Origin of the sequence: Streptomyces sp. NPDC058240 (assembly GCF_042882135.1) — a bacterium.
Classification (GTDB): domain Bacteria; phylum Actinomycetota; class Actinomycetes; order Streptomycetales; family Streptomycetaceae; genus Streptomyces.
This window is the reverse complement of sequence record NZ_JBHVWT010000001.1, coordinates 238,658-260,824: the sequence shown is the minus strand read 5'-3', so window position 1 is coordinate 260,824 and position 22,167 is coordinate 238,658. Positions and strand designations below refer to the sequence as shown.

At 71.3% G+C, this 22,167-nt stretch carries 20 protein-coding genes and 2 pseudogenes; 9 read left to right on the top strand and 13 right to left on the bottom strand.

All coding sequences use genetic code 11. The features are described 5' to 3' along the window. From ACFVX4_RS01180 to ACFVX4_RS01170, 3 genes and pseudogenes are all read right to left on the bottom strand, one after another. A pseudogene (locus ACFVX4_RS01180) lies at positions 1 to 540 on the bottom strand (hypothetical protein); the annotation flags it as partial. A 432-nt stretch (positions 541 to 972) separates the two neighbouring features. Then, positions 973 to 4,080 (bottom strand): alpha-N-acetylglucosaminidase TIM-barrel domain-containing protein, encoded by a 3,108-nt coding sequence (locus tag ACFVX4_RS01175; protein WP_389970589.1) that lies wholly within the window; start codon positions 4,078 to 4,080, stop codon positions 973 to 975. A 173-nt stretch (positions 4,081 to 4,253) separates the two neighbouring features. Then, positions 4,254 to 4,799: a carboxymuconolactone decarboxylase family protein gene (locus ACFVX4_RS01170; RefSeq protein WP_389970586.1), complete on the bottom strand. Its 546-nt coding sequence runs from the start codon at positions 4,797 to 4,799 to the stop codon at positions 4,254 to 4,256. Positions 4,800 to 4,882: 83 nt separating this feature from the next. Here ACFVX4_RS01170 and ACFVX4_RS01165 point away from each other — a divergent pair, with 83 nt between their 5' ends. Beyond that, complete coding sequence (locus ACFVX4_RS01165) at positions 4,883 to 5,374, top strand: MarR family winged helix-turn-helix transcriptional regulator (protein ID WP_389970583.1); 492 nt, start codon at positions 4,883 to 4,885, stop codon at positions 5,372 to 5,374. 37 nt (positions 5,375 to 5,411) lie between these two features. After that, positions 5,412 to 5,624 (top strand): annotated as a pseudogene (locus ACFVX4_RS01160) (alpha-L-fucosidase); the annotation flags it as partial. A 253-nt stretch (positions 5,625 to 5,877) separates the two neighbouring features. On the opposite strand, the gene ACFVX4_RS01155 reads toward ACFVX4_RS01160, so the two are convergent. Continuing rightward, positions 5,878 to 6,525, bottom strand: a complete 648-nt coding sequence (locus tag ACFVX4_RS01155) for a LuxR C-terminal-related transcriptional regulator (protein ID WP_389970581.1) — start codon at positions 6,523 to 6,525, stop codon at positions 5,878 to 5,880. Beyond that, the gene (locus ACFVX4_RS01150) at positions 6,510 to 7,778 is read right to left on the bottom strand and encodes a sensor histidine kinase (protein ID WP_389970578.1); all 1,269 of its coding nucleotides are present in this window, start codon (positions 7,776 to 7,778) and stop codon (positions 6,510 to 6,512) included. Before ACFVX4_RS01150 ends, ACFVX4_RS01155 begins: the two co-directional genes overlap by 16 nt. A gap of 269 nt (positions 7,779 to 8,047) precedes the next feature. On the opposite strand from ACFVX4_RS01150, the gene ACFVX4_RS01145 reads away from it, so the two are divergent. Next, positions 8,048 to 10,168: an MMPL family transporter gene (locus ACFVX4_RS01145; protein ID WP_389970575.1), complete on the top strand. Its 2,121-nt coding sequence runs from the start codon at positions 8,048 to 8,050 to the stop codon at positions 10,166 to 10,168. 30 nt (positions 10,169 to 10,198) lie between these two features. On the opposite strand, the gene ACFVX4_RS01140 is transcribed toward ACFVX4_RS01145, so the two are convergent. The 5 genes from ACFVX4_RS01140 to ACFVX4_RS01120 all read right to left on the bottom strand — a co-directional run bounded on the left by ACFVX4_RS01140 (position 10,199) and on the right by ACFVX4_RS01120 (position 15,886). Then, entirely contained in the window at positions 10,199 to 10,819 is a 621-nt protein-coding gene (locus ACFVX4_RS01140) for a winged helix-turn-helix domain-containing protein (protein ID WP_389970572.1), read from the bottom strand. A gap of 346 nt (positions 10,820 to 11,165) precedes the next feature. Then, complete coding sequence (locus tag ACFVX4_RS01135) at positions 11,166 to 12,077, bottom strand: DUF6891 domain-containing protein (RefSeq protein ID WP_389970569.1); 912 nt, start codon at positions 12,075 to 12,077, stop codon at positions 11,166 to 11,168. Positions 12,078 to 12,116: 39 nt separating this feature from the next. Further along, entirely contained in the window at positions 12,117 to 13,151 is a 1,035-nt protein-coding gene (glnII, locus tag ACFVX4_RS01130) for a glutamine synthetase (protein ID WP_389970566.1), read from the bottom strand. 120 nt (positions 13,152 to 13,271) lie between these two features. Then, complete coding sequence (locus ACFVX4_RS01125) at positions 13,272 to 14,414, bottom strand: hypothetical protein (RefSeq protein WP_389970563.1); 1,143 nt, start codon at positions 14,412 to 14,414, stop codon at positions 13,272 to 13,274. Further along, a complete protein-coding gene (locus tag ACFVX4_RS01120; RefSeq protein WP_389970561.1) occupies positions 14,411 to 15,886 on the bottom strand; it encodes a hypothetical protein in 1,476 nt (491 codons plus the stop codon). Before ACFVX4_RS01120 ends, ACFVX4_RS01125 begins: the two co-directional genes overlap by 4 nt. Before the next feature lie 210 nt (positions 15,887 to 16,096). On the opposite strand from ACFVX4_RS01120, the gene ACFVX4_RS01115 reads away from it, so the two are divergent. Beyond that, positions 16,097 to 17,008, top strand: coding sequence for a Gfo/Idh/MocA family protein (locus ACFVX4_RS01115; protein WP_389970559.1), 912 nt, complete (start codon positions 16,097 to 16,099; stop codon positions 17,006 to 17,008). A gap of 220 nt (positions 17,009 to 17,228) precedes the next feature. On the opposite strand, the gene ACFVX4_RS01110 is transcribed toward ACFVX4_RS01115, so the two are convergent. Beyond that, positions 17,229 to 17,678, bottom strand: coding sequence for a MarR family transcriptional regulator (locus tag ACFVX4_RS01110; protein ID WP_389970556.1), 450 nt, complete (start codon positions 17,676 to 17,678; stop codon positions 17,229 to 17,231). An 81-nt stretch (positions 17,679 to 17,759) separates the two neighbouring features. Between ACFVX4_RS01110 and ACFVX4_RS01105 the strand changes: the two genes are divergently transcribed. Further along, entirely contained in the window at positions 17,760 to 18,617 is an 858-nt protein-coding gene (locus ACFVX4_RS01105) for an alpha/beta fold hydrolase (protein ID WP_389970553.1), read from the top strand. Positions 18,618 to 18,647: 30 nt separating this feature from the next. Here the strand turns inward: ACFVX4_RS01105 and ACFVX4_RS01100 are convergent, their stop codons facing one another. Beyond that, positions 18,648 to 19,007 carry an arsenate reductase family protein gene (locus ACFVX4_RS01100; RefSeq protein WP_326765197.1) on the bottom strand — a complete coding sequence of 120 codons (360 nt, stop codon included), beginning with the start codon at positions 19,005 to 19,007 and terminating at the stop codon, positions 18,648 to 18,650. Positions 19,008 to 19,127: 120 nt separating this feature from the next. Between ACFVX4_RS01100 and ACFVX4_RS01095 the strand changes: the two genes are divergently transcribed. Next, positions 19,128 to 19,397: a hypothetical protein gene (locus ACFVX4_RS01095; protein ID WP_389970550.1), complete on the top strand. Its 270-nt coding sequence runs from the start codon at positions 19,128 to 19,130 to the stop codon at positions 19,395 to 19,397. A 99-nt stretch (positions 19,398 to 19,496) separates the two neighbouring features. On the opposite strand, the gene ACFVX4_RS01090 is transcribed toward ACFVX4_RS01095, so the two are convergent. After that, entirely contained in the window at positions 19,497 to 19,931 is a 435-nt protein-coding gene (locus ACFVX4_RS01090; RefSeq protein ID WP_389970547.1) for a hypothetical protein, read from the bottom strand. Positions 19,932 to 20,083: 152 nt separating this feature from the next. Here ACFVX4_RS01090 and ACFVX4_RS01085 point away from each other — a divergent pair, with 152 nt between their 5' ends. From ACFVX4_RS01085 to ACFVX4_RS01075, 3 genes are all read left to right on the top strand, one after another. Then, positions 20,084 to 20,569: an FxLYD domain-containing protein gene (locus tag ACFVX4_RS01085; protein ID WP_389970544.1), complete on the top strand. Its 486-nt coding sequence runs from the start codon at positions 20,084 to 20,086 to the stop codon at positions 20,567 to 20,569. A gap of 220 nt (positions 20,570 to 20,789) precedes the next feature. Further along, the gene (locus ACFVX4_RS01080; protein ID WP_385327148.1) at positions 20,790 to 20,996 is read left to right on the top strand and encodes a hypothetical protein; all 207 of its coding nucleotides are present in this window, start codon (positions 20,790 to 20,792) and stop codon (positions 20,994 to 20,996) included. Positions 20,997 to 21,928: 932 nt separating this feature from the next. Next, positions 21,929 to 22,167 (top strand): hypothetical protein (locus ACFVX4_RS01075; protein WP_389970541.1); only part of this gene is annotated, 239 nt, incomplete at its 3' end.

Genomic DNA, 22,167 nt, shown 5'->3' with positions numbered 1-22,167 from the left:
GGTCTGTGCGCCTTGCTGGAGGACGTTGCCGTTGCCTCCGCCGGTCTGTGCGCCTTGCTGGAGGACGTTGCCGTTGCCTCCGCCGGTCTGTGCGCCCTGCTGGAGGACGTTGCCGTTGCCCCGTCCGGTCTGTGCGCCCTGCTGGAGGACGTTGCCGTTGCCCCGTCCGGTCTGTGCGCCTTGTTGCAGGACGTTGCCGTTGCCCCGTCCGGTCTGTGCGCCTTGTTGCAGGACGTTGCCGTTGCCCCGTCCGGTCTGTGCGCCCTGTTGCAGGACGTTGCCGTTGCCCCGTCCGGTCTGTGCGCCCTGCTGCAGGACGTTGCCGTTGCAGAACTGGGGCGTGGCCCGAGTGCAGATTTGGGACGGGGCCTTTGGCGGGGTCTGGGGCGCTGCTGCGACACTTGTCGCACCAACCCCGCCAGCGAGCGCCGCGATCAAGCTCGACACGCCGATCAGGCGGGGAATTCCTTGCCGAATGCTTCTCATCATGGTGGATTCCTTGCGTGTGAAGGCGGGTTTGCGCTTGCCTGCACCAGCCATAGTCATGTGGTGGGCGTCACCGCGGCGTGACGTCGGCGTGACCGGGCTCAGCTGACGGCAGCCAGTGGATGCCCTCCGCAAGCGGCTCCTTGCGCCCCAGCCATGGCCAAGGGTTTCCCCATGGACGGCTAAGTTTCCCGGGACCTGGACCGATACCGGTCGGCGAAACCGGCCGGGGCGAAGAACAGCGGGAAGATCCAGGAGATCCTGGTGGCATGCGACCTCACCGGGGGTTGTCGAGCGGCGGCCGAGCTGGCTGCGGTCACCACGCGGTGGCCCGATATGCGCAGCTGAGGGCAGGAGTCCGACCGAGCGGTGTGCTTGGCCGGCTGCGTACGGTGACAGGCCTCACGAGGGTGTACCTGTAGCCGACGCGCCGCGCCGTCCCGGTGCGCCCGGACGGTGAGCGCGCGGCGCAGCAGCGGGGTGTCCTCACCGCAGTTGCCACCCGCTGAACTCGACCGTGCCGCGCAGCCCGCTCCCGCCGTTCGTCGCGCTCATGAAGATCCCCACGTCCTGGGTCGCCGCCGTCCCGGGCACGGCGACCGTGCCCACCGTCCGCCAGCTCGTCCCGCCGTCGGTGGAGCAGGAACCCGTGCACCCGTCCCCGGCCCGGGTCAGCCGGAGCAGCACCGGGGCCTTGATCCCGGTGATCCGCCGATAGGTGTCCAGGGTGCCGTCGCCGTTCGTGTCGTACGAGAGCACCACACCGTTGGACGGTGTCACCGCCAGATTCAGGAAACCGGCGGAGCCCGGCGTCGCGAGGCCGTTGCGCACCACGATCCCCGAGCGCGCCCAGCCCCCGGTGTTCTCCTGCGCGTCGACCCGCACGGTCACTTCCGCCCCGTCGGACCACGCCCCCTCCCGGTACGCGGTGCCGAGCTGGCTGGTGCCCTTCCACAGGTCCTGGCCCGCCCCGTTGATCGCCAGCCGCCCGCCCAGCTGACCGAAGACCGCCGCGTTCGCCGTGTACGTGCGCCAGCCCGGCTCCAGCGCCGCCGCCAGGTACACCGCGCCGCGCCGCGTATCGGTCACCCGGTCCTCGCCGCGCGGACCGTACGCGGTGCTCAGCTCGTACGGCATCGGCACCAGCGGGGTGGTCAGCGGCTCGGACGGGGCCGTGACCCGCCAGTCCACCGCGCCGGACCCGCCGGCCGCGACCTCGTCGAGGGAGGTGCCGCCCGTCGCGGTGGCGTCGAGACCGGTGAGTGCGAAGTCGATCCGGCCGGTGGACCGCAGGCCGTTCAGATTGCGGAAGGCGACCGTCACCGTGCCGGTGCTGCCGGGGGTGAATGCCACCGGATCGGCCGAGATCGTGACGGTGCCCTGGTACGGGGCGGTGGACAGGGTCTCGAAGACCCGCCGCGCCGTGCGGTGGGCATCGCCCGTCGCCCGTACCGGAAAACTGCCGGTCCCACGGGTCCACTCCTCCTCGCCCGGGTACCAGTCGAAAGGCTTCGCGGCCCTGCCCTCCGCGAGCGCGTCGGTCAGCTCGTCCAAGTACGCCTGCCACTGCGGGAGATGGACCTCGCCCATCAGCCCCTGCCAGTCGCGGTTGGCGTAGTTGCTGAGGTCGTCGGCGGCCGTCCGGTCCGCCCAGGTGGTGATCAGGGTGCGCGCCGTCCACTCCAGCCGCACCGCCTCCGCCGGGCTCGTCGCCAGCCGTTTGGCGTCCTCCAGCCAGGGCCCCAGCAGGAAGGCCCGGTGACAGCCCGACATCGCGTCCGTCAGCCGCATCAGCTTCAGCCAGAGCGCGGCGAGCGTACGGAACCGGGCCACGTCCTTGTCGGCCTGGGCGGCCCGCAGTTGAGGCAGCAGGATCCGGGAGCGGTCGGCGAGCGCCTGCCGGGCCAGATCGGTGAGGTCGTAGCGGTAGGTGTCCGAGTCGCGCAGGGACGGACGTACGTCGAGGAGCGCCGCGAACGCCCGGTCGAAACCGGCCGGGTCGAAGGCGAAGTTGACGGACGAGGTGATGCCGGGGCGACGGGAGAAGAGGGAGTCCACGGGGCGGCCGTCGGTGCTCGTCAGCCGGTACGCCGTGGCGGCCAGCGCGGCGAAGGCCGCTTCCGCCGAGCGGTCGCGGCCGCCGTAACGGAGCTTCGGGTACGCCCGGAACCACGCCTCCCGGTCGACCTTTTCGGTCCGCCAGGCCAGCTCGCTGAACAGCTCGAACGCCGCCGGATCGCGCTCTGCCGCCTCCGGCATGTACGCCGTGCCGACCAGGGCGCTGCCGGGCTTGTCGCGCCAGGCGGTGAACTTCTCCGTCCAGCGGTCGGTGTTGGCGCCGATCGTCGTGCGGCCGCCGAAGTTCGGGATGGTGCCGAAGGCGTACGGTGCTCCGCCCCAGTCCTTCTCCCGGTCGGTGACCGTGTCCAGATCGGAGAGGCCGTCCACGATCAGGATCCGGTCGGTGTCGATCGCATCCAGGAGCGCCGGCCGGGGATTGGCCTGCCAGCCGAGGATCACCCAGATCGCGCCGGGGTGCGCGGTGTGCAGGGCCGACTCGACGGCACGGGCGGCATCCGGCACCGGGACGTCACCGGCGCTGCCGCCCTCGTGCAGCAGATCCATCTTGAAGTGGCCCACCGCGCCGAACAGTTCCTCCTGGTGCCGGTAGAAGGCGGCGGCCACCTCGGCGAATACGGGGGTGCGCGGGTCGAGCCATTCGGGTCGGCGCAGCCCGTTCCAGGTGCCCTGCGGAACGACCCGGGCCCCGGGATTGCGGTCCGTGAAGCCGTCCGGGACTGTGCCGAAGTAGCCGGGGAACACCGGTGCCATGCCCAGCTCCCGCATCCGGCCGGCGATGCGCCGGCCCAGCTCCGCGCGCCGCCCGATCAGCTCGGGACCGAGCGGGCCGCCGTATCCGCTCATGTTCTGGAGCAGCCACCACGGCTGGTGGGAAGGGGCGGGCAGCCAGGTGCGGGCCTCGGTGTCGCTGTAGCCGAAGTCCTGGAGCAGCCGGTGGTAGACGGCCTCCTGTCCGGCGGTGACCAGCACCTCGTTGCAGCCGTGCAGGGCCAGGACGTCGAGCATCCGCTCCCAGCGCGGCCAGTCGGCGTACGGGGCGGTGTAGCCGTCGTGGGTGTCGTTGAGGGCGAACCGGTGGGCGACGGTCGCGGAGCGCTCGACGGGGGAACGGGGAGCGGGCAGTCGGCGGGGCAGCCCGGTATGGCTGCCGGACCACGAGATGACGGCGTCGCAGGTGTACTTGAGGTACCAGTGCGCCCCCGTCAGGGCGGCGGCGGGCGTGGTGGCGGCGATCTCGATCCGCCCGGTGGCGCCGGTGACCCGGAAGCGGTCCTGCGCGCCGCCGGCCCGGGGGAGGGAGCGGAGCCGGAACTGGTCCGCGTGGTCCGGCAGCAGACGACGGAGCGCCTCGTGCGCGGGCGCGAGGTCCCGGGCCGGAGCGGCCGGTGCGGGGGCGGCGTGCGCGGGGGCGGCGGCCCCGAGCGCGGCGGCGGCGCCGACGGCTCCGGCGGTGCCCAGCAGCGTACGTCTCGTCGGCCGGGAGGAGCTGAAGGGCAGGGAGGGTTCCGTCATGATCCGCGCTCCTCGGTGTTGTTCATGGTGGTGCATGCGACAACAGGTGCGTGCGGTGCGCACGTTAATGACGGGTGCGGGGGGCGGGCAATGGGGCGTTCGGCGGTTTGTTCCGATCCAGCCGTTCGGCCGCCACGACGGGGTCACCCGACGCGCGGCCGGACGCCCGGCGGTCAGGCGAAGGCGGCCAGCTGGGGGTCGAGCGGCGCCCCGGTCATCCGGTTGGCCAGCGTCGACATCGTGTACGTGCCGATGCCCAGGACCACCTCCAGCGCGTTGCGGGCGGTGTAGCCGTGTCCCAGGAACGCCTGGAGCGTCGCGTCGTCCACGGCTCCGGCCGTCGCGATCACGGCCAGGGTGAACTCCCTCACCGCCTCCAGCCGTTCGTCCGCGAGAGCCCGCCGCTCGCGCAGGGCCGTGATCAGCTCGGGGTCCGCGCCGAGCGCGGTGAGCTTCGCCGTGTGCATCGCCACGCAGATGTGGCAGTCGTTGCGGGTCGCCATCGTCATGATCAGGACCTCGCGGGAGAGCGGGTCCAGGGTGGTGGACTCGAAGGTGGCGCTCGCCCTCAGGAAGCCGTCGAGCAGCTCCGGCGAGGCGGCGAGCCGGGCGACGGCGGAAGGCAGAAAGCCCTGCTTCCCCGTCACCGCCTCCATGGTGCGGCGGGCGGCGGCCGGGGCGGATTCGAGGGTGTGGTCGGGGAACACGGACGTGGGCATGGCAGACCTCTTCCTGGTGGTTGCTCACGCTAAAATCGACAACGTGATTGACGAAAAGGTAAACCAGGTTGTCGAGTTTCGCAATGGCTGAGCGACGGGCGGAGCCGTCCGAGGGGGACGTGCCGGGCTTCGAGCTGCCCATGCTGCTGTTCGCCGGATTCCGGTCGATCATCGACGAGTTGCACCGCGATCTCGCCGGGCACGGCCATGTCGACGTCCGCCCCGCGTACGGCTACGCGCTCCAGGCCGTCGGCCGCGACGGGGCGACGGCCAGCGAGATCGGCCGGCGGCTCGGGGTCTCCAAGCAGGCCGCCGGAAAGACCGTGGAGAAGCTCGAAGGGCTCGGGTACGTGGAGCGCATCGGTGACCCCCGGGACGGCCGGCGCAAGCTGGTCCGGCTGACCGCGCGGGGGGTCGACGTCCTGGTCAGGTCGGCCGAGGGCTTCGACCGGCTGCGCGCCCGCTGGGTCGAGGCGCTCGGCGCCGACCGGGTGCGTGCGATGGAGGCCGATCTGCGCACGATGGTGCCCTCGGATGCGTTCCGGCTCGATGTGCCGGGCTGGTTCGACGACTGAGGCGGCCGTAGGGGCGGGCTCGGGCTTTGCGTACGAGAGCCCCGGCAGCCCCGACGTCGTGGCCGCCTATGTGAAGGCCGCCCGCAAGGCGGGCCTGAAGGTCGGGCTCTACCTCTCGCCCTCCGACGGCGCCGAACTCCCGCACGCCTGGCACGCGCAGCGGGTCGACACGATCCGCGAGAAGCAGGCCGAGGGCAAACCGCTCAGCCTGCCCGAGCGCATGGCGCCGGAGGACGGCGACCGCGCCCCGGGCGACGCCGCATCTGGGGGGCGACGACGCTGCACCTGAGCACCACGCAGTGACGCAGTGACCCCGGGGCCGCGCGGCCGTGCGCGGCTCAGAGGCTGTCGGGTGACCTCGGACCGGGCGGCCACGCCCTGGCACGCACGCTTCCCGCGTTGTCGTCGGTCGACGACGCTCCGCGTCACCTCCCTCCTCCGCCTTGGAATCGCACGCACCGGACCGCGTCCGCTTTTCCGATCAGAGGTCACCCGACAGCCTCTCAGCCCCGGTCCAGATAGGCGAGCACCGCGAGGACGCGGCGGTTGTCGTCGTCGGACGGGGGCAGCGCGAGCTTCCCGAAGATGTTCGAGGTGTGCTTGGCCACCGCCCGCTCCGTGATCACCATCTGCGAGGCGATGGCCGCGTTCGAACGGCCCTGGGCCATCAGCTCCATGACCTCCAGCTCGCGCGGGGTGAGCATGCCCATCGGCTTGTCCTGCGACCGCCGCGACAGCAACTGCGAGATCACCTGCGGGTCCATCGCGGTGCCGCCCGCCGCGACCCTGCGCACCGAGTCGACGAACTGGTCGGCGTCGAAGACCCGGTCCTTGAGCAGATAGCCGATGCCCCCGTTGCCGTCCGCCAGCAGCTCGCGCGCGTACAGCTGCTCCACGTGCTGCGAGAGCACGAGCACCGGCAGCCCCGGCCTGGCCCGCCGGGCCGCCAGCGCGCACTGCAGTCCCTCGTCCGTGTGGGACGGCGGAAGCCGGACGTCGACGATCGCGACGTCCGGCTCCGACTCGGCGAAGGCGCGGGTCAGTTCGGGCCCGGTCTCGACGGCTGCCGCGATCTCGAAGCCGTACGCCTCCAGCAGGCGGACCAGGCCGTCGCGCAGCAGAAAGAGATCTTCGGCTAGGACAACTCGCAAGGGATCTCCATGGTCACCATGGTGGGACCGCCCGCAGGGCTGCTGACGGCCATGATGCCGTCGAATGTACCGAGTCGGCGTTCGATTCCGCTCAGCCCGGAGCCGCCGCCGACCGTCGCACCGCCCCTGCCGTTGTCGGTGACGGAGATCCGCAGCGTGGAGTTCTCGTGGTGGATGTCCACCCAGACGCGGTCCGCCCCCGAGTGCTTGGCGGTGTTCGTCAGCGTCTCGCTCACCGCGAAGTACGCCGCCGACTCGACCGCGGCGTCCATGCGGCCGCCCAACGCCGCGTCGACCTCCGACTCGAAGGGCAGCCGCAGCGCCAACGCCCGGATCGCGTCCCCGAGTCCGCGCTCGGCGAGGACCGGCGGGTGGATGCCCCGTACCAGGTCGCGCAGCTCCGTCAGGGCCTCGGCCGACGACTCCCGGGCCATGGCCAGGAGCTTCTTCGCCTGCGCCGGGTCCTTCTCGATCAGCGCCTCCACCGTGCCCAGGCTCATGCCCATCGCGACCAGCCGGGCCTGCGCACCGTCGTGCAGATCGCGCTCGATGCGCCGCAGTTCGGAGGCGGCGGTGTCCACGGCCTCGTGCCGGGTCTCGGTCAGCCGGTCGATGCGCCGGGCCAGTTCCTCCTCCTGGGTGGGGGCCAGCATCGCGCGGGCGATCACGAAGTGCAGCCGCAGCAGCCGCTCGCTGACCAGCACGCCGGTGGCGAACAACGCCGCACCGAGCGCGGCGGCGGCCAGGCCCGTCGCCTGGGTGGAGACCGGGACGAAGCCGTACCAGTAGCGGTCGTGGGTGAAGACCCGCCACAGCCCCGCCGCCAGCACGAAACCCTCCAGCGGATAGAGGAGCAGGGCGGAGGCCAGGGACGACACCACATAGCCCGCCGTCATGTCGACCAGCAGCCACCGGAGGTCGCGCCAGGTCGCCGGGTCCTTCAGCATCAGCGTGGTCCGCTCCACCTGTCCGGTGAACCCGGTGCGCAGATCCTCCGGGAAGGGGCGGTACGGGACGGGTATGCGGATGTCGGACCAGGTGACCGCCAGCAGCCGGCGCCGGTTGGCGTGCTTGCGGACCAGCTCCAGTACGTAGGGGGTGGTGACCAGCCCGATGCCCAGCGGGATGAAGGCGATCGAGAGCACGGCCCACACGAAGAGCGTGATCGAACCGGCCAGGCTCGCGACCGACACCACGACTCCGCGTCCGGCGGCCAGCACAGCGCCGCGCACCCGTCCCTTTTTCGCGTTCATTCCGGTCCGTCTCCCCTCGGCGGACCCTCGTGGCGGGCCCGCTCCGCAGACAGTCTCACCCGGGGGCGACCTCGGGCGTCAGCCGTTTCGCCACCCGGGCGGGGGGTACCCAGCACCACCCCGCCGACCTCGCCCTACGGCTCCGGGAGAGGGGGTTCCGGCGGCTGGGGCGGGCAGCCCCCCGTTCCTAGATTCGTCAGCGTTCATCAGCGGCGCGTCCGGCGCCGAATTCCTACCGGCTACATCTGACTTCTGGGGGCGAACACGCCATGAGGCGCAACCTCGCGGCACGCATCGGTGTGTGGAGCGCGCACCACCGCAAGACCGCCATTCTCGGCTGGCTGCTCTTCGTCGTGCTCGCCACGGGCATCGGCGGCGCATCCGGTCTGGTCGAGATGTCCGACTCGGAGAACGGTGCGGGCGACTCCGCGCGGGCCGAGCAGATCCTCGACGACGCCGGACTCGGGCAGCCCGCCGGCGAGCTGGTCATGGTCTCCACCGCGAAGGCGGGGGACTGGCGGGACGCCGCCCGCGAGGTCTCCGCGGCCGTCCGGAGGACCGGCGAGGTGGCGAACCTGGCGGCGCCGATCCCCTCCGAGGACGGCAGGGACGCGCTGATCACCTTCGAACTGAAGGGGGACGCGGCGACGGCACCGGACCGGGTGCAGCCTGTGCTCGACGCGGTGGGCGGGGTCCGGACGGACCACCCCGGTGTCACCATCCACCAGTTCGGCGAGGCGAGTGCCGGGAAGTGGCTCGGCGACCTGCTCTCCGAGGACTTCAGGAAGGCCGAATTCACCGCCGTACCCCTGGCCCTGGGCATTCTGCTGGTCGCCTTCGGAGCCGTCGTCGCGGCGCTCCTCCCGGTCGGGCTGGCACTGACCGCGTGCATGGCCGCCTTCGGACTGCTGTCGCTCGCCAGCCACCAACTGCACCTGTTCCAGACCACGTACTCGGTGATGTTCCTGATGGGCTTCGCCGTCGGCGTCGACTACTGCCTGTTCTATCTGCGGCGCGAGCGCGACGAGCGGGCGGCGGGACGCGACGCGGAGACGGCGCTGCGGATCGCGGCGGCGACCAGCGGCCGGGCGGTGCTGGTCTCCGGGCTCACGGTGATGGTCGCGATGGCCGGCATGTTCCTGTCCGGCCTGATGCTGTTCAAGGGCTTCGCCCTCGCCACCATCATCGTCGTCCTCGTCGCCATGCTGGGCTCGGTGACGGTGCTGCCCGCGCTGCTGTCCTGGCTGGGTGACCGGACCGAAGCGGGACGGGTGCCCTTCCTCGGGCGACGAGGGAGCCGGCGCGCACGCACCGGCGGCGGGATCGCCGGCACGGTGCTGCGGCCGGTGCTGTCGAGGCCGAAGACCTTCGCGGTCGCCTCGGTCGTCGTACTGCTCGCGCTGGCCGCGCCCGCCCTCGGCATGAAGACCGAACAGCTGGGCCTGGAGAAGCAGTTCGGCTCCCACTCGCAGCTCTCCGTCGCCTACCGGCAGATCAGCGAGAGCTTCCCCGGCGGCCCCGATCCGGCCCGCGTGGTGGTCAAGGCCGACGACATCGAGGCACCCGCGCTGCGCAAGGCGTTCGACGGCTTCGAGAAGGTGACCGTGCACAAGGCGCAGAACGTCGCGGAGATCGAGGTGGCGCTCCCGGACGGCCGGGCCGACCTCTCCGAACTCCGCGAGGAGCGGCTGCCCGCCGCGTTCGACGGCACGGGCGCCCAGGTGTACGTGACCGGGGAGACCGCCGGATCCGTCGACTTCAACGATCAGCTCAAGCGCGGCATCGTCCCCGTCTTCGCCTTCATCGCGGCGGTGACCTTCCTGCTGATGTTGTTCTGCTTCCGCTCGTACGTCATCGCCGTGACGTCGATCGTGCTCAATCTGCTCTCCGTGGCCGCCGCGTACGGAGTGATGGTCGCCGTCTTCCAGCACGGCTGGGGGGCCTCACTGATCGGCTCGGAGGGGGTCGGCGCGATCGAGGCCTGGATGCCGCTGTTCGTCCTGGTCGTCCTGTTCGGACTCTCCATGGACTACCACGTGTTCGTGGTCTCCCGGATCCGCGAGGCCCGCGACCGCGGTCTGCCCACCCGGGCCGCGATCGACGAGGGCATCCGGCGCACGGCGGGCGCGGTGACCGGCGCCGCCGTGATCATGGTCGCGGTCTTCGCGGTCTTCGGGACGCTGTCGATGCAGGACATGCAGCAGATGGGCGTCGGCCTCGCCGTCGCGGTGCTGCTGGACGCCACGGTCGTACGGATGGTCCTGCTGCCCTCCGTGATGGCGCTGCTGGGCGAGCGGAACTGGCGCACCCCGCGCGCACTGACCCGGCTGCCGAGCCTGGAGCACGACGAGCCGGAGCGGGAGCCGGTGGGGTCCGGGCGGCAGGGCTGAAGCGGCCGCCTCATGTGCCTCGCGGCGCCGTCAGGGCGTGTACTTGTAGCCGACGCGCCGCACCGTCTGGATCGAACGGCGGTGCTCGGCGCCCAGCTTGCGGCGCAGCCGGGCGATGTGGACATCCACGGTGCGCCCGTCGCCCACGTGCCCGTAGCCCCAGACCGTGGTCACCAACTGGTCCCGGGTGTGCACCCGGTGCGGGTGCGCGACCAGATGGGCGAGCAGCTCGAACTCCAGGTACGTGAGGTCGAGGGTGCTCCCGTCCACCGCGGCGGTGCGCTGCACGGGGTCGATGCGCACCGGACCGGTGGCCGGGTCCTCCACCGGCGTAGGCACCACGTACTGGGCCGCCGCGGCGGCTGCCGCCGTGACGGCGGGCTGCTGGTCGGCCGGAACGAGCACCAGGTAGCCGATCATCGGCGGCCGGCCCGGCAGCGCCGGAACGGTGTGCTGGGGTGCGGGCAGCCAGGTGGCACCCGGCGGCAGGAACTCCGCCACATCGGCCAGCTGGACGACCTCGTCGGGGGCGACGGCACGCAGCCGGTGGCGGTTGGGGGAGAGGGAGCGGGCGGAGGTGGTGGCCGCAGCGGACGCCGAGGGCGCTGAGGTGGCAGCGGACGCGGCGGAGAAGGTACGAGTGTTCGCCATGAGGGTCAGCTCTTTCGCGCGAAGGAGTCGTCGGTGGACGGACTTGCTTGCGCGCGGACCGAAGGCCGGGGTGAGCGGCTTTAGAGGGCCTGCGCGTTCGACGCGCGACAACACACCCGGTCGAAGTCATGGTGCTGACGGGAAGGCCAGAACGGCTCGAGGTCGCTGCGACCTGTCGAGGTGTGCTGGTGGATGCTGGCCATGCCCCCATTGAACCAGAGAACCGGACGCCGCAGCAGACCTCTTCCACCCGTCGATACGGACCCTTTGCGTTACCTTCCTCACCAGGGCTTCTCGTACGGCGCCGCAACCGACGGGCCGGTTTCCGCATCGCCCCGCGACCGGCTCAACCCACCAGCCGCTTGCGCCAGTCCAGGCCGGTCAGCTCGATCGCCCGGTCCGGCGACCCGTCCCACGCCACCGTCAGCCCCGCATCGCCGAGCGCCTCGACGACTTCCCGGCCCACGAAGGCGGTCTCGTCCGCCGCCTCGTCGAACCCGCCGTAGTACAGCGTGAGGCCGTGCCCCGACGCGGCACTCTCGGTGCCCTGCGTGTGGAAGAAGACGAAGCCGCGCGCATCCTCCCGCCCGGCGCCCCGGATCTCGGCGAGACCGCACGACCGGCAGCAGGTGAAGTGCTCCCTCGCGGTGATTCCGCCCTGGTCCAGCCGGGCGAACGCCCGCGTCAGCCGGTCCGGGTCCGTCACGTCCGACCACTGCCGCTGCTCCTCGACCCGCTCCAGCCACAGCTGCTCGACCAGCTGCTGCGCCTGTGCGTACGTCACCGGATGCACGCCGTCCTTCACCAGGTAGTCCTCGGCCGTCCGGGAGAGTTCCTGGACCGTCCCGTACCCGCAGCGGAGCAGCACCCGTATCCGCTCCTCCAACTGCGCCCGGATCTCCGCCGGGATCTCCGGCACGGGCTCCGCCTCCGGTATCCCGGCGCTCTCCCACTCCACGCCCGCGTCCCAATCCGGCTCCTGGCGCGCCCAGCGGGTCATCAGCCCGGCGACCCGATCCGGCGAACCGACCAACGTCCGGTCGTGCGTGGCGGGGCCACCGGAGCGGCGCTCCAGCTGGTATCCGTCACCGTGCTCGTACCAGACCTGCACGAAGGTCCCGGGGAGGTCGGGTATGCGCTGCACGACCAGGAACCGGTCACCCTTCATGCCGATCCGGTGCACCAGGTCGCTCAGCGCCCGGTCCGAAATGCGGGTGTACGTCTCGGAGTTCTCGGTCTCCACCTTGATGTCGAGCATGCGCCAAGCCTGACACGGGCCACTGACAACGGCCCGGGATCAGACCTGGTCGGCCTTCTCCAGCGCGGCGCAGCAGGTGTCGACGATCAGCCGCGTGACGACGTACGGGTCGACGTTGGCGTTCGGGCGGCGGTCCTCGATGTAGCCCTTCCGGTCCTGCTCGACCTGCCACGGGATGCGGACCGAGGCGCCGCGGTCGGAGACGCCGTAGCTGTACTCGTTCCACGGGGCGGTCTCGTGCAGACCGGTCAGCCGGTCGTCGATGCCCGCGCCGTAGTTCTTGACGTGGTCCATCGGCTTGGAGCCCTCGCCCAGCGACTCGCACGCCGTGATGATCGCGTCGTACCCCTCGCGCATCGCCTTGGTGGAGAAGTTGGTGTGCGCGCCCGCGCCGTTCCAGTCGCCCTTGACCGGCTTCGGGTCGAGGGTCGCGGAGACATCGAAGTCCTCGGCGGTGCGGTACAGCAGCCAGCGGGCGACCCACAGCTGGTCGGAGACCTCCAGCGGGGACAGCGGGCCGACCTGGAACTCCCACTGGCCGGGCATGACCTCGGCGTTGATGCCGGAGATGCCGAGGCCCGCCTTCAGACAGTTGTCGAGGTGCTTCTCGACTATCTCGCGGCCGAAGATCTCGTCGGCGCCGACACCGCAGTAGTAGCCGCCCTGCGCGGCCGGGAAGCCGCCCTCGGGGAAGCCGAGCGGCCGGTGGCCGTCGAAGAAGGTGTACTCCTGCTCGATGCCGAAGATCGGCTCCTGGCCCGCGAACCGCTCGGCCACCGGGCGCAGCGCGGCACGGGTGTTGGACGCGTGCGGCGTCATGTCGATGTCGAAGACCTCGCACAGCACGAGGATGTCCTCGCCACCGCGGATCGGGTCCGGGCAGGTGAAGACCGGCTTCAGCACCCGGTCGGAGGCGTGGCCCTCGGCCTGGCTGGTGCTCGAACCGTCGAAGCCCCAGATCGGCAGTTCCGCCACGTCCGGCGAGAGGCTCCCGGCCATGATCTTCGTCTTGGAGCGGAGCTTGGCGGTCGGCTCGGTGCCGTCGATCCAGATGTACTCAGCCTTGAACGTCACGGAAGCCATCCTTTGCGGGTGCTGCGGTGCTGTGGTCCGGTCTACGCAGCGCAGCTTCGCAAGACGCGATTTCCCGTCCGTTGCCCGGATGTGAACCCCGTGTTACCGAGGATTCCTGCGTTACGCGCGGGCCCTGAGCAGCGACTCGAAGCCGGCCGCGCGGATCCGGCGCACCACTTCCTCCTCCGTGGTGCCCAGCGCCTCGGCCGCCCCCGCGAGCCGCCAGTCCGCGTCGGCGAGCCGGTGCAGCAGATGGCCGCGCCTGATCTGCGCCTCGGACAGCCGGAACGTCTTCAGGTACGCGACCTGCCCCTTGTGGTCGGTGATCGTCTCACCGATGTGCTGCCCCGCCCCGCCCGTCAGGAACGGCGGCAGGAACCGCCACAGCGTGAACGAACCCATCCGGTACACCCGGTCGAAGGCGTACGAGGTGTCCAGCAGCTCACCCGCGAACAGGGTGTCGTGCGCCTCGGCCCACTCCCGCTCCTGCGCCCGCGCCGCCGCCCGCAGACCGGCGAGCGTCCGCAGCCGCGGACCGTCGGGTATCCGCGCCGCGAACTCCGGCACCGGAGCGCCGTACAGCGCGTACTGGTGGATCAGCTCGCCGTACAGATCCTCGACGAGCGACGGGTGCAGCAGCCGGTAGTCGTCCGGGTGCGGCAGTACGAACGCGGCGGCGAGCGCGTCGGCCGCGTACACCATCACCCCGCACTGGCCGGGATGGATCTCGAAGACCCGCAGCGCGTCACCGAGCCCCCGCACCGACCACCCCATGTACGCGTCCTCGGCGCGCGGCGAGAGCCCGTCGCGCAGCGCCTGCCGCGACCACTCCTCCCAGGCGATGGCGGGGCCGCCGAAGTGCAGGGAGAGATAGCCCTCCAGCGCGAGGTGCAGCGGCAGGAAACGCAGCCGGTCGCCCGGCCGGCGCTTCGCCATCCGGTGGTGGCGGTGGCGCTGGAGCCGCGCGGTCCGGGGCGCCGGCCGGCTCCCGGCCGGGGAGCCCGCCGCGGCGCCGAGCTGCGTACCGTACGCGGCGGACTGCTCGCCCTCGCCGGACCAGTCGGCGACGAAGCCGTGCGGGATGACCGAGGCGTAGTGCGTGCGCGGCCCGACGTCCACGACGCCGTGTCCGTACTCCGTGTAGAGCTCCTCGTGCAGCCGCAGCCCCTCGACGGGCTGTTCGCGCACCAGCGGCACCAGCCGGATGCCGCCCCACACCTGGGCGGGGCGGGTGGCGAGCCCGGTCAGTTCGAGCCTGTTCACGAAGTCGCTCCTGCCCCGTCGTCACCCACGAAACGTGCTACCTGCCGGTCCAGGTAGGCGTACAGCGCCGCCGCTCCCGTGCGTCCCTCGGCGAACCCCGCGATCTCCACCAGCGCCGGCAGGTCCTCCGCGTCCCGGACACCCGCCGTGGGCACGCTCGGCGCGAGGCGGCGCACGTCGAAACCGTCCGCGTCGTATACGGGGTTCACATGCACCACTGCCGTGCGCCGGTCCGGGTCGAGCCGGGTCCGCCAGACCCGCAGCACCTCGCCCGCGAGTCCGGGCGGCGCGTTGTCCCAGCCGTCCGAGACGATGACCAGCCGGTCGGGGCCGAGCTCCAGGGCGTCCAGCACACGGGTGCCGAGCGGAGTCGGGCCCCAGGGCCTGACCAGCAGCGGATCGGTACGGCCCGATGTCCACAGCGAGGTGTACGCGCCCGGCGCGGCCAGCGCCTCCAGCAGGAAGTGGCAGGCCAGCGCCACGGCGAGCGGGCGGCGCCGCTTCTCGCCCGACCCGGACGACGAGTAGCTGTCGTCCAGCACGGCGGCGACCCGGCCCCAGCCCCTGGCATGCGGGCCCGCCGCGCGACGGGCCGCCGTGCGCAGTGCGTGGGTCAGCTCCTCGCGGCGCAGCCGCCGTGCCTCGAAGCCGAGCGACAGGACGTACAGGGCGAGCCGGGTCAGCGGCATCACGGTCAGGTCCACGTCCGCGGGCAGCCGCCCGTCGTCTCCGGCAGTGCGCTGCCCCAGGGTCCGCAGCCGCTCCAGCCGGGTCATCCGCGGCACCATCCGCTCCAGGAACACCTCGCGCTTCATCCCGCGCCGGGCGGCGAAGCCCTCGGCGACGGTGAACGGCAGCTCCTCGACGGCCCCCTGCTCGTAGTGGGCGCGCCGCCAGGCGTCGAGCAGCTGGTGCCGGTAGCTCGGCCGGTGCCTTGGCCGGAACAGGAAGTCCCCCGTCTCGTCCGGCTCCCCGGTCCCGCCGAACCGGAGGTGGACATGGCGGGCGGCGGTCTTCAGGCCGGAGCGGTACTTCACCGCGTCGTGCGCCGGGTCGGGCCGGGCGGCCAGCCAGTCCCGCATGATCGCGCGGGTGCGCCGGTTGTTGACCCCGGCCGCGCGCAGCGCCCGGAACAGCCGGTACACGCGCTGCGGCGGCAGCTTCGCCAGCCGGGCGGCGATCAGCCGGCCCTCGGCGCGCTTCTCCTCGGCGCTCGCGTCGGCGGCGTGCTCCAGCAGGCCCCGGACGATGAGCACGGCGTTGTGGTCGTTGATGTCGAGGGCGAGCGCGGCGGCGTACACCCGGCGGTAGTTGACCCGTACGTACTCGTGGAGGAAGTCCAGCGAGAGCTGCTGCTGATACGCGGTCGAGCGGAACTCGCGCTGCCCGGTCGCGGTGATCGCCGCGTTGACGAAGAGCAGCACGTCCTCGGCCGCGACGAGTCCCGCGTCGGTTCCGGTGCTGGTGGTCATCGTTTTCCCCCGTGGTGTCACGCGCCGCCGTACGAAGAGGCGGAGCGCCGGCCGGGGAATGGGGGCGCGAACAGCGAAATCACTGCTTCAGAGGCAAGTCCCGGAAGTCGCAGCCGGAGTCCCGCGGCCGGCCCCGCAAACGTAACCACCTGCACCGCCCCGCGCCAACTCAATACGGGTCCGGCCCGGCGAACCCGGCAGACTTGCCCCATGACGACTCTTCCCCCGACCCCCCTGCGCATCGGCCTCGTCGGTACGGGCCCCTGGGCCCGGAACACCCAGGCCCCCGCCCTCGCCGCCCACCCCGGCGTCGTACTGAGCGGTGTCTGGGGCCGCCGCCCCGAGGCCGCGCAGGAGCTGGCCGCCGCGCACGGCACCACGGCGTACAGCGGAGAGGCGGGCATCGACGAGCTCTTCGGTGCCAGCGACGCCGTCGCGTTCGCCCTGCCGCCGGACGTCCAGGCCCCGCTCGCCGCCCGCGCCGCGGCCACCGGCCGTCATCTGCTGCTGGACAAACCGATCGCGACCACCGTCGCGGGAGCCCGCGAGGTCGTCCGGGCCGCCGAGGAGACCGGGGTCGCCTCCGTCGTCTTCTGCACCCTGCGGTTCGCCGCCGAGACATCCGCCTGGATCGGCGAACAGGCCGCCCTGGACGGCTGGTTCACCGCCCGAGCCGAGTGGATCGGGGCGCTGTTCGCCCCCGGCGCGACGAACGAGTACGCCGCCTCGCCGTGGCGCCGCGAGAAGGGCGGACTGTGGGACGTCGGCCCGCACGTCCTGTCGGTCCTGATCCCGGTGCTGGGCGACGTGACCCGGCTGATCGCGGCCCGCGGCCCGTCCGACACCACGCATCTCGTCCTCCGCCACGCCTCCGGCGCGTCCAGCACGGTGACGCTCGCACTGGGGGCACCCGTGGGCGCGGTCGGCACGGAGATCGAGCTCAAGGGCGAACAGGGAAAGGCCACCCTGCCGCGCTGGGGCGACCCCATCGGCTCGTTCCGGGCAGCGGTCGACGCGCTGATCCATTCGGTGCGTACGGGGGAGCCGCACCCGTGCGACGTGCGGTTCGGGCTGCGCCTGACGGAGCTGCTGGCGGAGGCGGAGAAGCAGGCGGGCGCGTAGGGGGTGTGACGGCGGGGCCGGGGCGGCTCCGCCGTCGCGGAGCCGCTACATCAGCGTCCGGCGGAGGTCGAGCCGGGCCTCGACCTCGGCCCGCGGGAGGGGCCGGGGCGGGGCATGCGGGTGTCTCCGCTTCTTGGGGCAGTCGGTTCACATGGTTTCTGCGGGCAGTCGGTTCACCCGGTCGAGGAGGCGGGCCGGGGCGCGCGAGGCATACCGGTGGTCAGGGGGACGAGGTGACCGCCTGATGCGCGGCGTGCAGGAAGCGCCGGACGGCGGCCGTCTCGTTCTCGTCGAAGTCGCGCAGCACCGTCACCATGTTCTCGATCAGCGGCCCGAAGAACGCCCACCCCAGCTCCACCGCCCGCTCGTCGACCGCCAGCAGCACCCGCCGCCGGTCGCGCGGATCACGGGTACGGGTGAGATCGCCGAGCCGTTCCAGCCGGTCGATGACGGCGGTGGTGCCCGCCGAGTTGAGCCCGAGCTGCGCGCCGAGCCATCCGGCGGTGGCGTCCGTGCCCGCCCGCCCGGCGTCCAGCAGGCAGATCAGCGCGCGGACGTCGGTGCCGTGCATGTGGTGGAGAGCCGCGAACTCCGCCTGGCGCAGCCCGAATTCGACCGTCACCTTGCGCAGCAGATGGACGATCTCCAGTTCGGGACCCTGTTCGCTCATCGATACCCCTTCCGCTCCGACGAGTCCATTATCTCGCCGAGCGAGATAATATTCGGGAGCAGCACGACCAGGGAGGCACTCATGACATCCACGTCGGCACCCACGTCGTTCCACGAGGCGTACGACGAGGTCCTGGCGGTCGACTGGCCCGCCGGAACGACGTACTCCCAGGTCACCACCCCGTACGGCACCACCCGCGTCAACAGCTGCGGCCCCGCGGACGCCCCGCCCCTGGTGCTGCTGGCCGGCGGCGGCGCCACGTCCACCGTCTGGTACGCCCAGGCGGCCCACCTGGGCCGCGCCCACCGCGTCCACGCCGTCGACCTGATCGGCGACCCGGGCCGCAGCGTCGCGGGGGAGCGGCCGATCCGTACGGTGGAGGACCTGACGTCCTGGCTCGACGGGGTGCTGGACGGACTGGGCGCCGACCGCACCGCGCTGGGCGGGCATTCCTACGGGGCCTGGATCGCCCTCCACTACGCCCTGTACGCGCCGCACCGCGTCTCGAAGCTGGTCCTCGTGGACCCGACACAGTGCTTCGCCGGCTTCCGGCCCGGCTACCTTCTGCGCGCGCTGCCGATGCTGATCCGGCCCGGGGCGAAGCGGATGCGGGCCTTCCTGAAATGGGAGACGGGCGGCGCCGCGCTCGACCCGGCCTGGCTGCGGCTGCGTGACGCGGCCACCGGTTTCCCGTCCGCCCGCCCGGTCACCGGGCCCCGCCCCGCGCCCGAGGCCCTGGGCGGACTGGACGTGCCGACCCTGATCCTGCTCGCCGAACGCAGCCGGGCCCATGACGCGGCCCGCGTCGCCGCCGAGGCGGCCCGGCTGCTCCCGCGGGTGACGACGGCGACGATTCCCGGCGCGACCCATCACACGCTGCCGCTGCACAGACCGACGGCCGGTGAACTGAACCGCAGGATCGAGGAGTTCATCGGGTGACGGGCGGTCGCACGGGCCGCCCGCGGATGCTCAGCGTTCCAACGCGTCGCGTACCGCCTCGTCCGTGCGCGCCACGACGGCGGTCCCGTCGTCCGCGGTGATGATGGGCCGCTGGATGAGCTTCGGGTGCTCGGCGAGGGCCGAGATCCACCGCTCACGCGAACCGGCCTCGCGCGGCCACTCCTTGAGCCCGAGCTCCTTCGCATCCGCTTCCTGCGTCCGTGTGATGTCCCACGGCTCCAGCCCGAGCCGGTCGAGCACGGCCCGGATCTCGTCCGGCGACGGCACATCCTCCAGATAGCGGCGGACGGTGTATTCGGCACCCTCCGCATCGAGCAGCTGCACCGCGCTGCGGCACTTGGAACAGGCGGGATTGATCCAGATCTCCATGGGGCCAAAGGTACGCGAGGGACTCCCCGAAAGCCCTTCTGGCCAGCGCCGATTGTCAGTGCCGGGCAGTAAAATGGAGGCAGTTCGTGAGGGTTCCACGACCGTGCCAGGAGGTTGCCCATGGCCGTTGCCGCAGTCACGACCAAGCCGCTCCACAAGCCCCTGATGAAGAAGCCGCTCCCCGCGGGCCGGCCCCGCGAGTGGTACATCTCCCACAACCGCCGCCTGAAGGCCATGCGCCTGGCGATCGCCCTGCTCGACACGGGCGTCTACTACCCGTCGACCGCGACCAACGACAAGATACGCGCGACCGCCGAGCGCATCGGCATCCACCCACCGTCCGACACGACCTGCCGCATGGTCCGCGCCCTGATCCGCTACGGCCGCTGACGTCCGGCGCAACCGATGACCGTGTCCCCGAGCCCTGTACGTGGCCCGGGGACACGGCCACGTACAGCACGGCCACGCACAGGCAGCAGCGGACCCGGCTCAGAACCCGCCGCAGGTCGCCGTGGCGAAGGCCCCGGAGGCCGTGGCTGTCCGGACGGTCCCGTCGTCCACCGTCACCGCGCAGGCGACCTCGCCGCCCGACGCGCCGAGGGTGACGGCGAAGGAACCGCCGCTCGTGAAGCCCCTGGTCCGAGTCTCCCCGGCCCATGGCAGCGTCCGCAGAGTCAGCCGCGCGGTCGAGAGGTCGCCGTCGCGCCAGGTGGGATACGTGACGGTGACGTCCTTGGCGGTGCCGGTGACCTCGTACGTGATCCGCAGCGGCTTCGTCGCCTCCCTCGACAACGCACCGGCGACCACCCCGACAGCGACGGCACCACCACCGGCCAGCGCGGACACGACCACGAGCAGCACCCAGGGCCACCGCCGCCGACGCCGCATCGCCTCCGGGGCGCCGCCCGGACTCCGCTCGCTCATGCCCCCAGCCTCGTCCGCCCCGTGCCGCACCGCGAATCGACGCCGCCCCCTCCGCTCACCCGTCCGGCGTACACGGCATGCGGCCCGCGCCGCCGCCCCTTTGACTGAGGCGATGGGCGGAGGGGGAATGGCGGCGAGTGCTGGGAGGCACGATGACGAGGAAAGCTGCGCGGGGCCTGTGCGCCGTACTGCTGACGACGGCCGTGATGTCGACGGCCGCAGCCTGCTCCGACGACGGCGGCAGCGCCTCCAGCACGGCGTCCAAGGCCGCGTCCGCTGCGGCGTCGGCGGCATCCCGGGGCGCCGACGTGGTGGCCTCGGCGACGGCCGCCGCGGGCGAGAAGCTGAACAACTTCAAGAACGGCGTGAACGCCAAGAGCGATGTCGAGCTGGGCAAGCCGAGCATCGATGGCGACGGCCGAGCCACTGTGAAGGCCACCGTGAAGAACAGCTCCGACTCCGCGAAGTCGTACGCGGTGCAGGTCAACTTCCGTGACGGGAGCGGCAATCTGCTCGACACGGTGGTGGTGACGGTCGACGACGTCGGCCCCAAGGCGTCCAAGGACGCCACCGCCCGCAGCAACCGCAAGCTGTCCGGAGACGTCAAGGCCGAGGTGGGACAGGCTCTGCGGCACTGACCGCTCCACGACAGCGTGCGACTATCGCATGCTGTTGGAGGAATCCCCTGGAGACAGATCCGGCGGCAAAACATTCACGACGACCGGAGTTGGGGGATTCGAAGGCGTGGGCACCTGGATGAGGAAGGGGAAGAATACGATCTCGCTTCCCGTATTCAGAGCCCGCTGTGAAACCCGATAGCAGACGATCTCGTTCGGATTGTCAATGAGTGTGTAGCACTTGAGCACCGACGGTGCGACCTGGGTATTCCGCTGCGAGGCAACGGAGCTGCTCGCTGATGTGCCCAATATGCCGGCAGTCAAGAAGGAAGCCGTCGCTGCGACACTGATTTTCCGCAAGGTTGTCTTCTTCATGTTCATCAGCTCAAAGGCTCGGTGTGAACTGGAGTTCCCCAGCACCATGGCTCGACGGGGACGATTCTCGTAGAACTGGAACTGCTCGTGGAACTAGAACTGCTCGCAGAACTAGAACTGGGCGTCGACAACCATCGTATCGTTCGGCCCGGTCTGCTGCTGGTCCGTCTCGTTCGGCCGCGTCACGTTTCCCGGGTTGTGTCTCGTACGGCACCTGCCTCAACTCTCCAGTCGTGACTGGTTGAATCCGGGAAATCTTTCGGTGCGACATCCTCGAAGAGAGCGCGCAAGGTAGAAGAGTAGGGATTCCAGGGTTCCGCCTGGAGTCGCTGCTGTCAGTCCCGTCATTGCATCAGCGTCACGCCGGAGTCACGCCGTGGCTACGGCCGCTGCTCACGATGACACGTGACTGGAACGGTAAGAAAGCACAGTGCCGAAAGGGGAAAACCGTGAGAGGAAAATTCGTCCTGAGTTCCGCTGCGACAGTGGCGCTTGTCGGGGGGCTGGCTGCGACCACTGTCGTGCCTGCTTCCGCTGCCCCGACTCAGGCGTGTCGGGTAGTGGCAAGTACCTTGACGGGAGAGAACTTCGATCCCAACGGGATGTTCGTCGTCTCCCCTGGGGGGATGGTGCTGCGCCCTTCTTCTGACGGTCGTATAGGACCGACCGCCGTAACGGGTGCGGGCAGCTTCTCCGTAGGCCCTGTGGCTTGCGCTGGAGGGGAATCAGCGACATCGGCTGGAGCCGGTGCAGCCGCTGCTGCGGCTGCCGGAACGAGCGCGGCACAAGCGGCGAGAAGCAGGGGTGCCTCCCCGCAAGAGGCGGCGGCACAGGGTGTAGCGGCGGCGCAGGCCACGGGGAGAAGCCTTGGTTTGTCGCAGACGGTGATCAACCAAGTCAGCAATCAGACAGTCAACAACCTGAACCAAATCATTGGTTCCACCATCGGTGGTTCCGTCATCGCCGGGAGCGGTAACACGGTCGGCGGCGGCAACACGGTCGGTGGTGGCACGACTGCTCCGGGTACCGGTGGTGGGACGACTGCTCCGGGTACCGGTGGTGGGACGACTGCTCCGGGTACCGGTGGTGGCACGACTGCTCCGGGTACCGGTGGTGGCACGACTGCTCCGGGTACCGGTGGTGGCACGACTGCTCCGGGTACCGGTGGCGGGACGACTGCTCCGGGTACCGGTGGTGGCACGACTGCTCCGGGTACCGGTGGCGGGACGACTGCTCCGGGTACC

Coding starts and splice junctions, on each gene's coding strand:
- ACFVX4_RS01115 (WP_389970559.1), top strand. CDS start 16,097: ATGACGACTCTTCCCCCGACCCCCCTGCGCATCGGCCTCGTCGGTACG.
- ACFVX4_RS01140 (WP_389970572.1), bottom strand. CDS start 10,819: ATGGCGAACACTCGTACCTTCTCCGCCGCGTCCGCTGCCACCTCAGCG.
- ACFVX4_RS01170 (WP_389970586.1), bottom strand. CDS start 4,799: ATGCCCACGTCCGTGTTCCCCGACCACACCCTCGAATCCGCCCCGGCC.
- ACFVX4_RS01110 (WP_389970556.1), bottom strand. CDS start 17,678: ATGAGCGAACAGGGTCCCGAACTGGAGATCGTCCATCTGCTGCGCAAG.
- ACFVX4_RS01145 (WP_389970575.1), top strand. CDS start 8,048: ATGAGGCGCAACCTCGCGGCACGCATCGGTGTGTGGAGCGCGCACCAC.
- ACFVX4_RS01135 (WP_389970569.1), bottom strand. CDS start 12,077: ATGCTCGACATCAAGGTGGAGACCGAGAACTCCGAGACGTACACCCGC.
- ACFVX4_RS01120 (WP_389970561.1), bottom strand. CDS start 15,886: ATGACCACCAGCACCGGAACCGACGCGGGACTCGTCGCGGCCGAGGAC.
- ACFVX4_RS01150 (WP_389970578.1), bottom strand. CDS start 7,778: ATGAACGCGAAAAAGGGACGGGTGCGCGGCGCTGTGCTGGCCGCCGGA.
- ACFVX4_RS01165 (WP_389970583.1), top strand. CDS start 4,883: ATGGCTGAGCGACGGGCGGAGCCGTCCGAGGGGGACGTGCCGGGCTTC.
- ACFVX4_RS01085 (WP_389970544.1), top strand. CDS start 20,084: ATGACGAGGAAAGCTGCGCGGGGCCTGTGCGCCGTACTGCTGACGACG.
- ACFVX4_RS01105 (WP_389970553.1), top strand. CDS start 17,760: ATGACATCCACGTCGGCACCCACGTCGTTCCACGAGGCGTACGACGAG.
- ACFVX4_RS01095 (WP_389970550.1), top strand. CDS start 19,128: ATGGCCGTTGCCGCAGTCACGACCAAGCCGCTCCACAAGCCCCTGATG.
- ACFVX4_RS01175 (WP_389970589.1), bottom strand. CDS start 4,080: ATGACGGAACCCTCCCTGCCCTTCAGCTCCTCCCGGCCGACGAGACGT.
- ACFVX4_RS01100 (WP_326765197.1), bottom strand. CDS start 19,007: ATGGAGATCTGGATCAATCCCGCCTGTTCCAAGTGCCGCAGCGCGGTG.
- ACFVX4_RS01090 (WP_389970547.1), bottom strand. CDS start 19,931: ATGAGCGAGCGGAGTCCGGGCGGCGCCCCGGAGGCGATGCGGCGTCGG.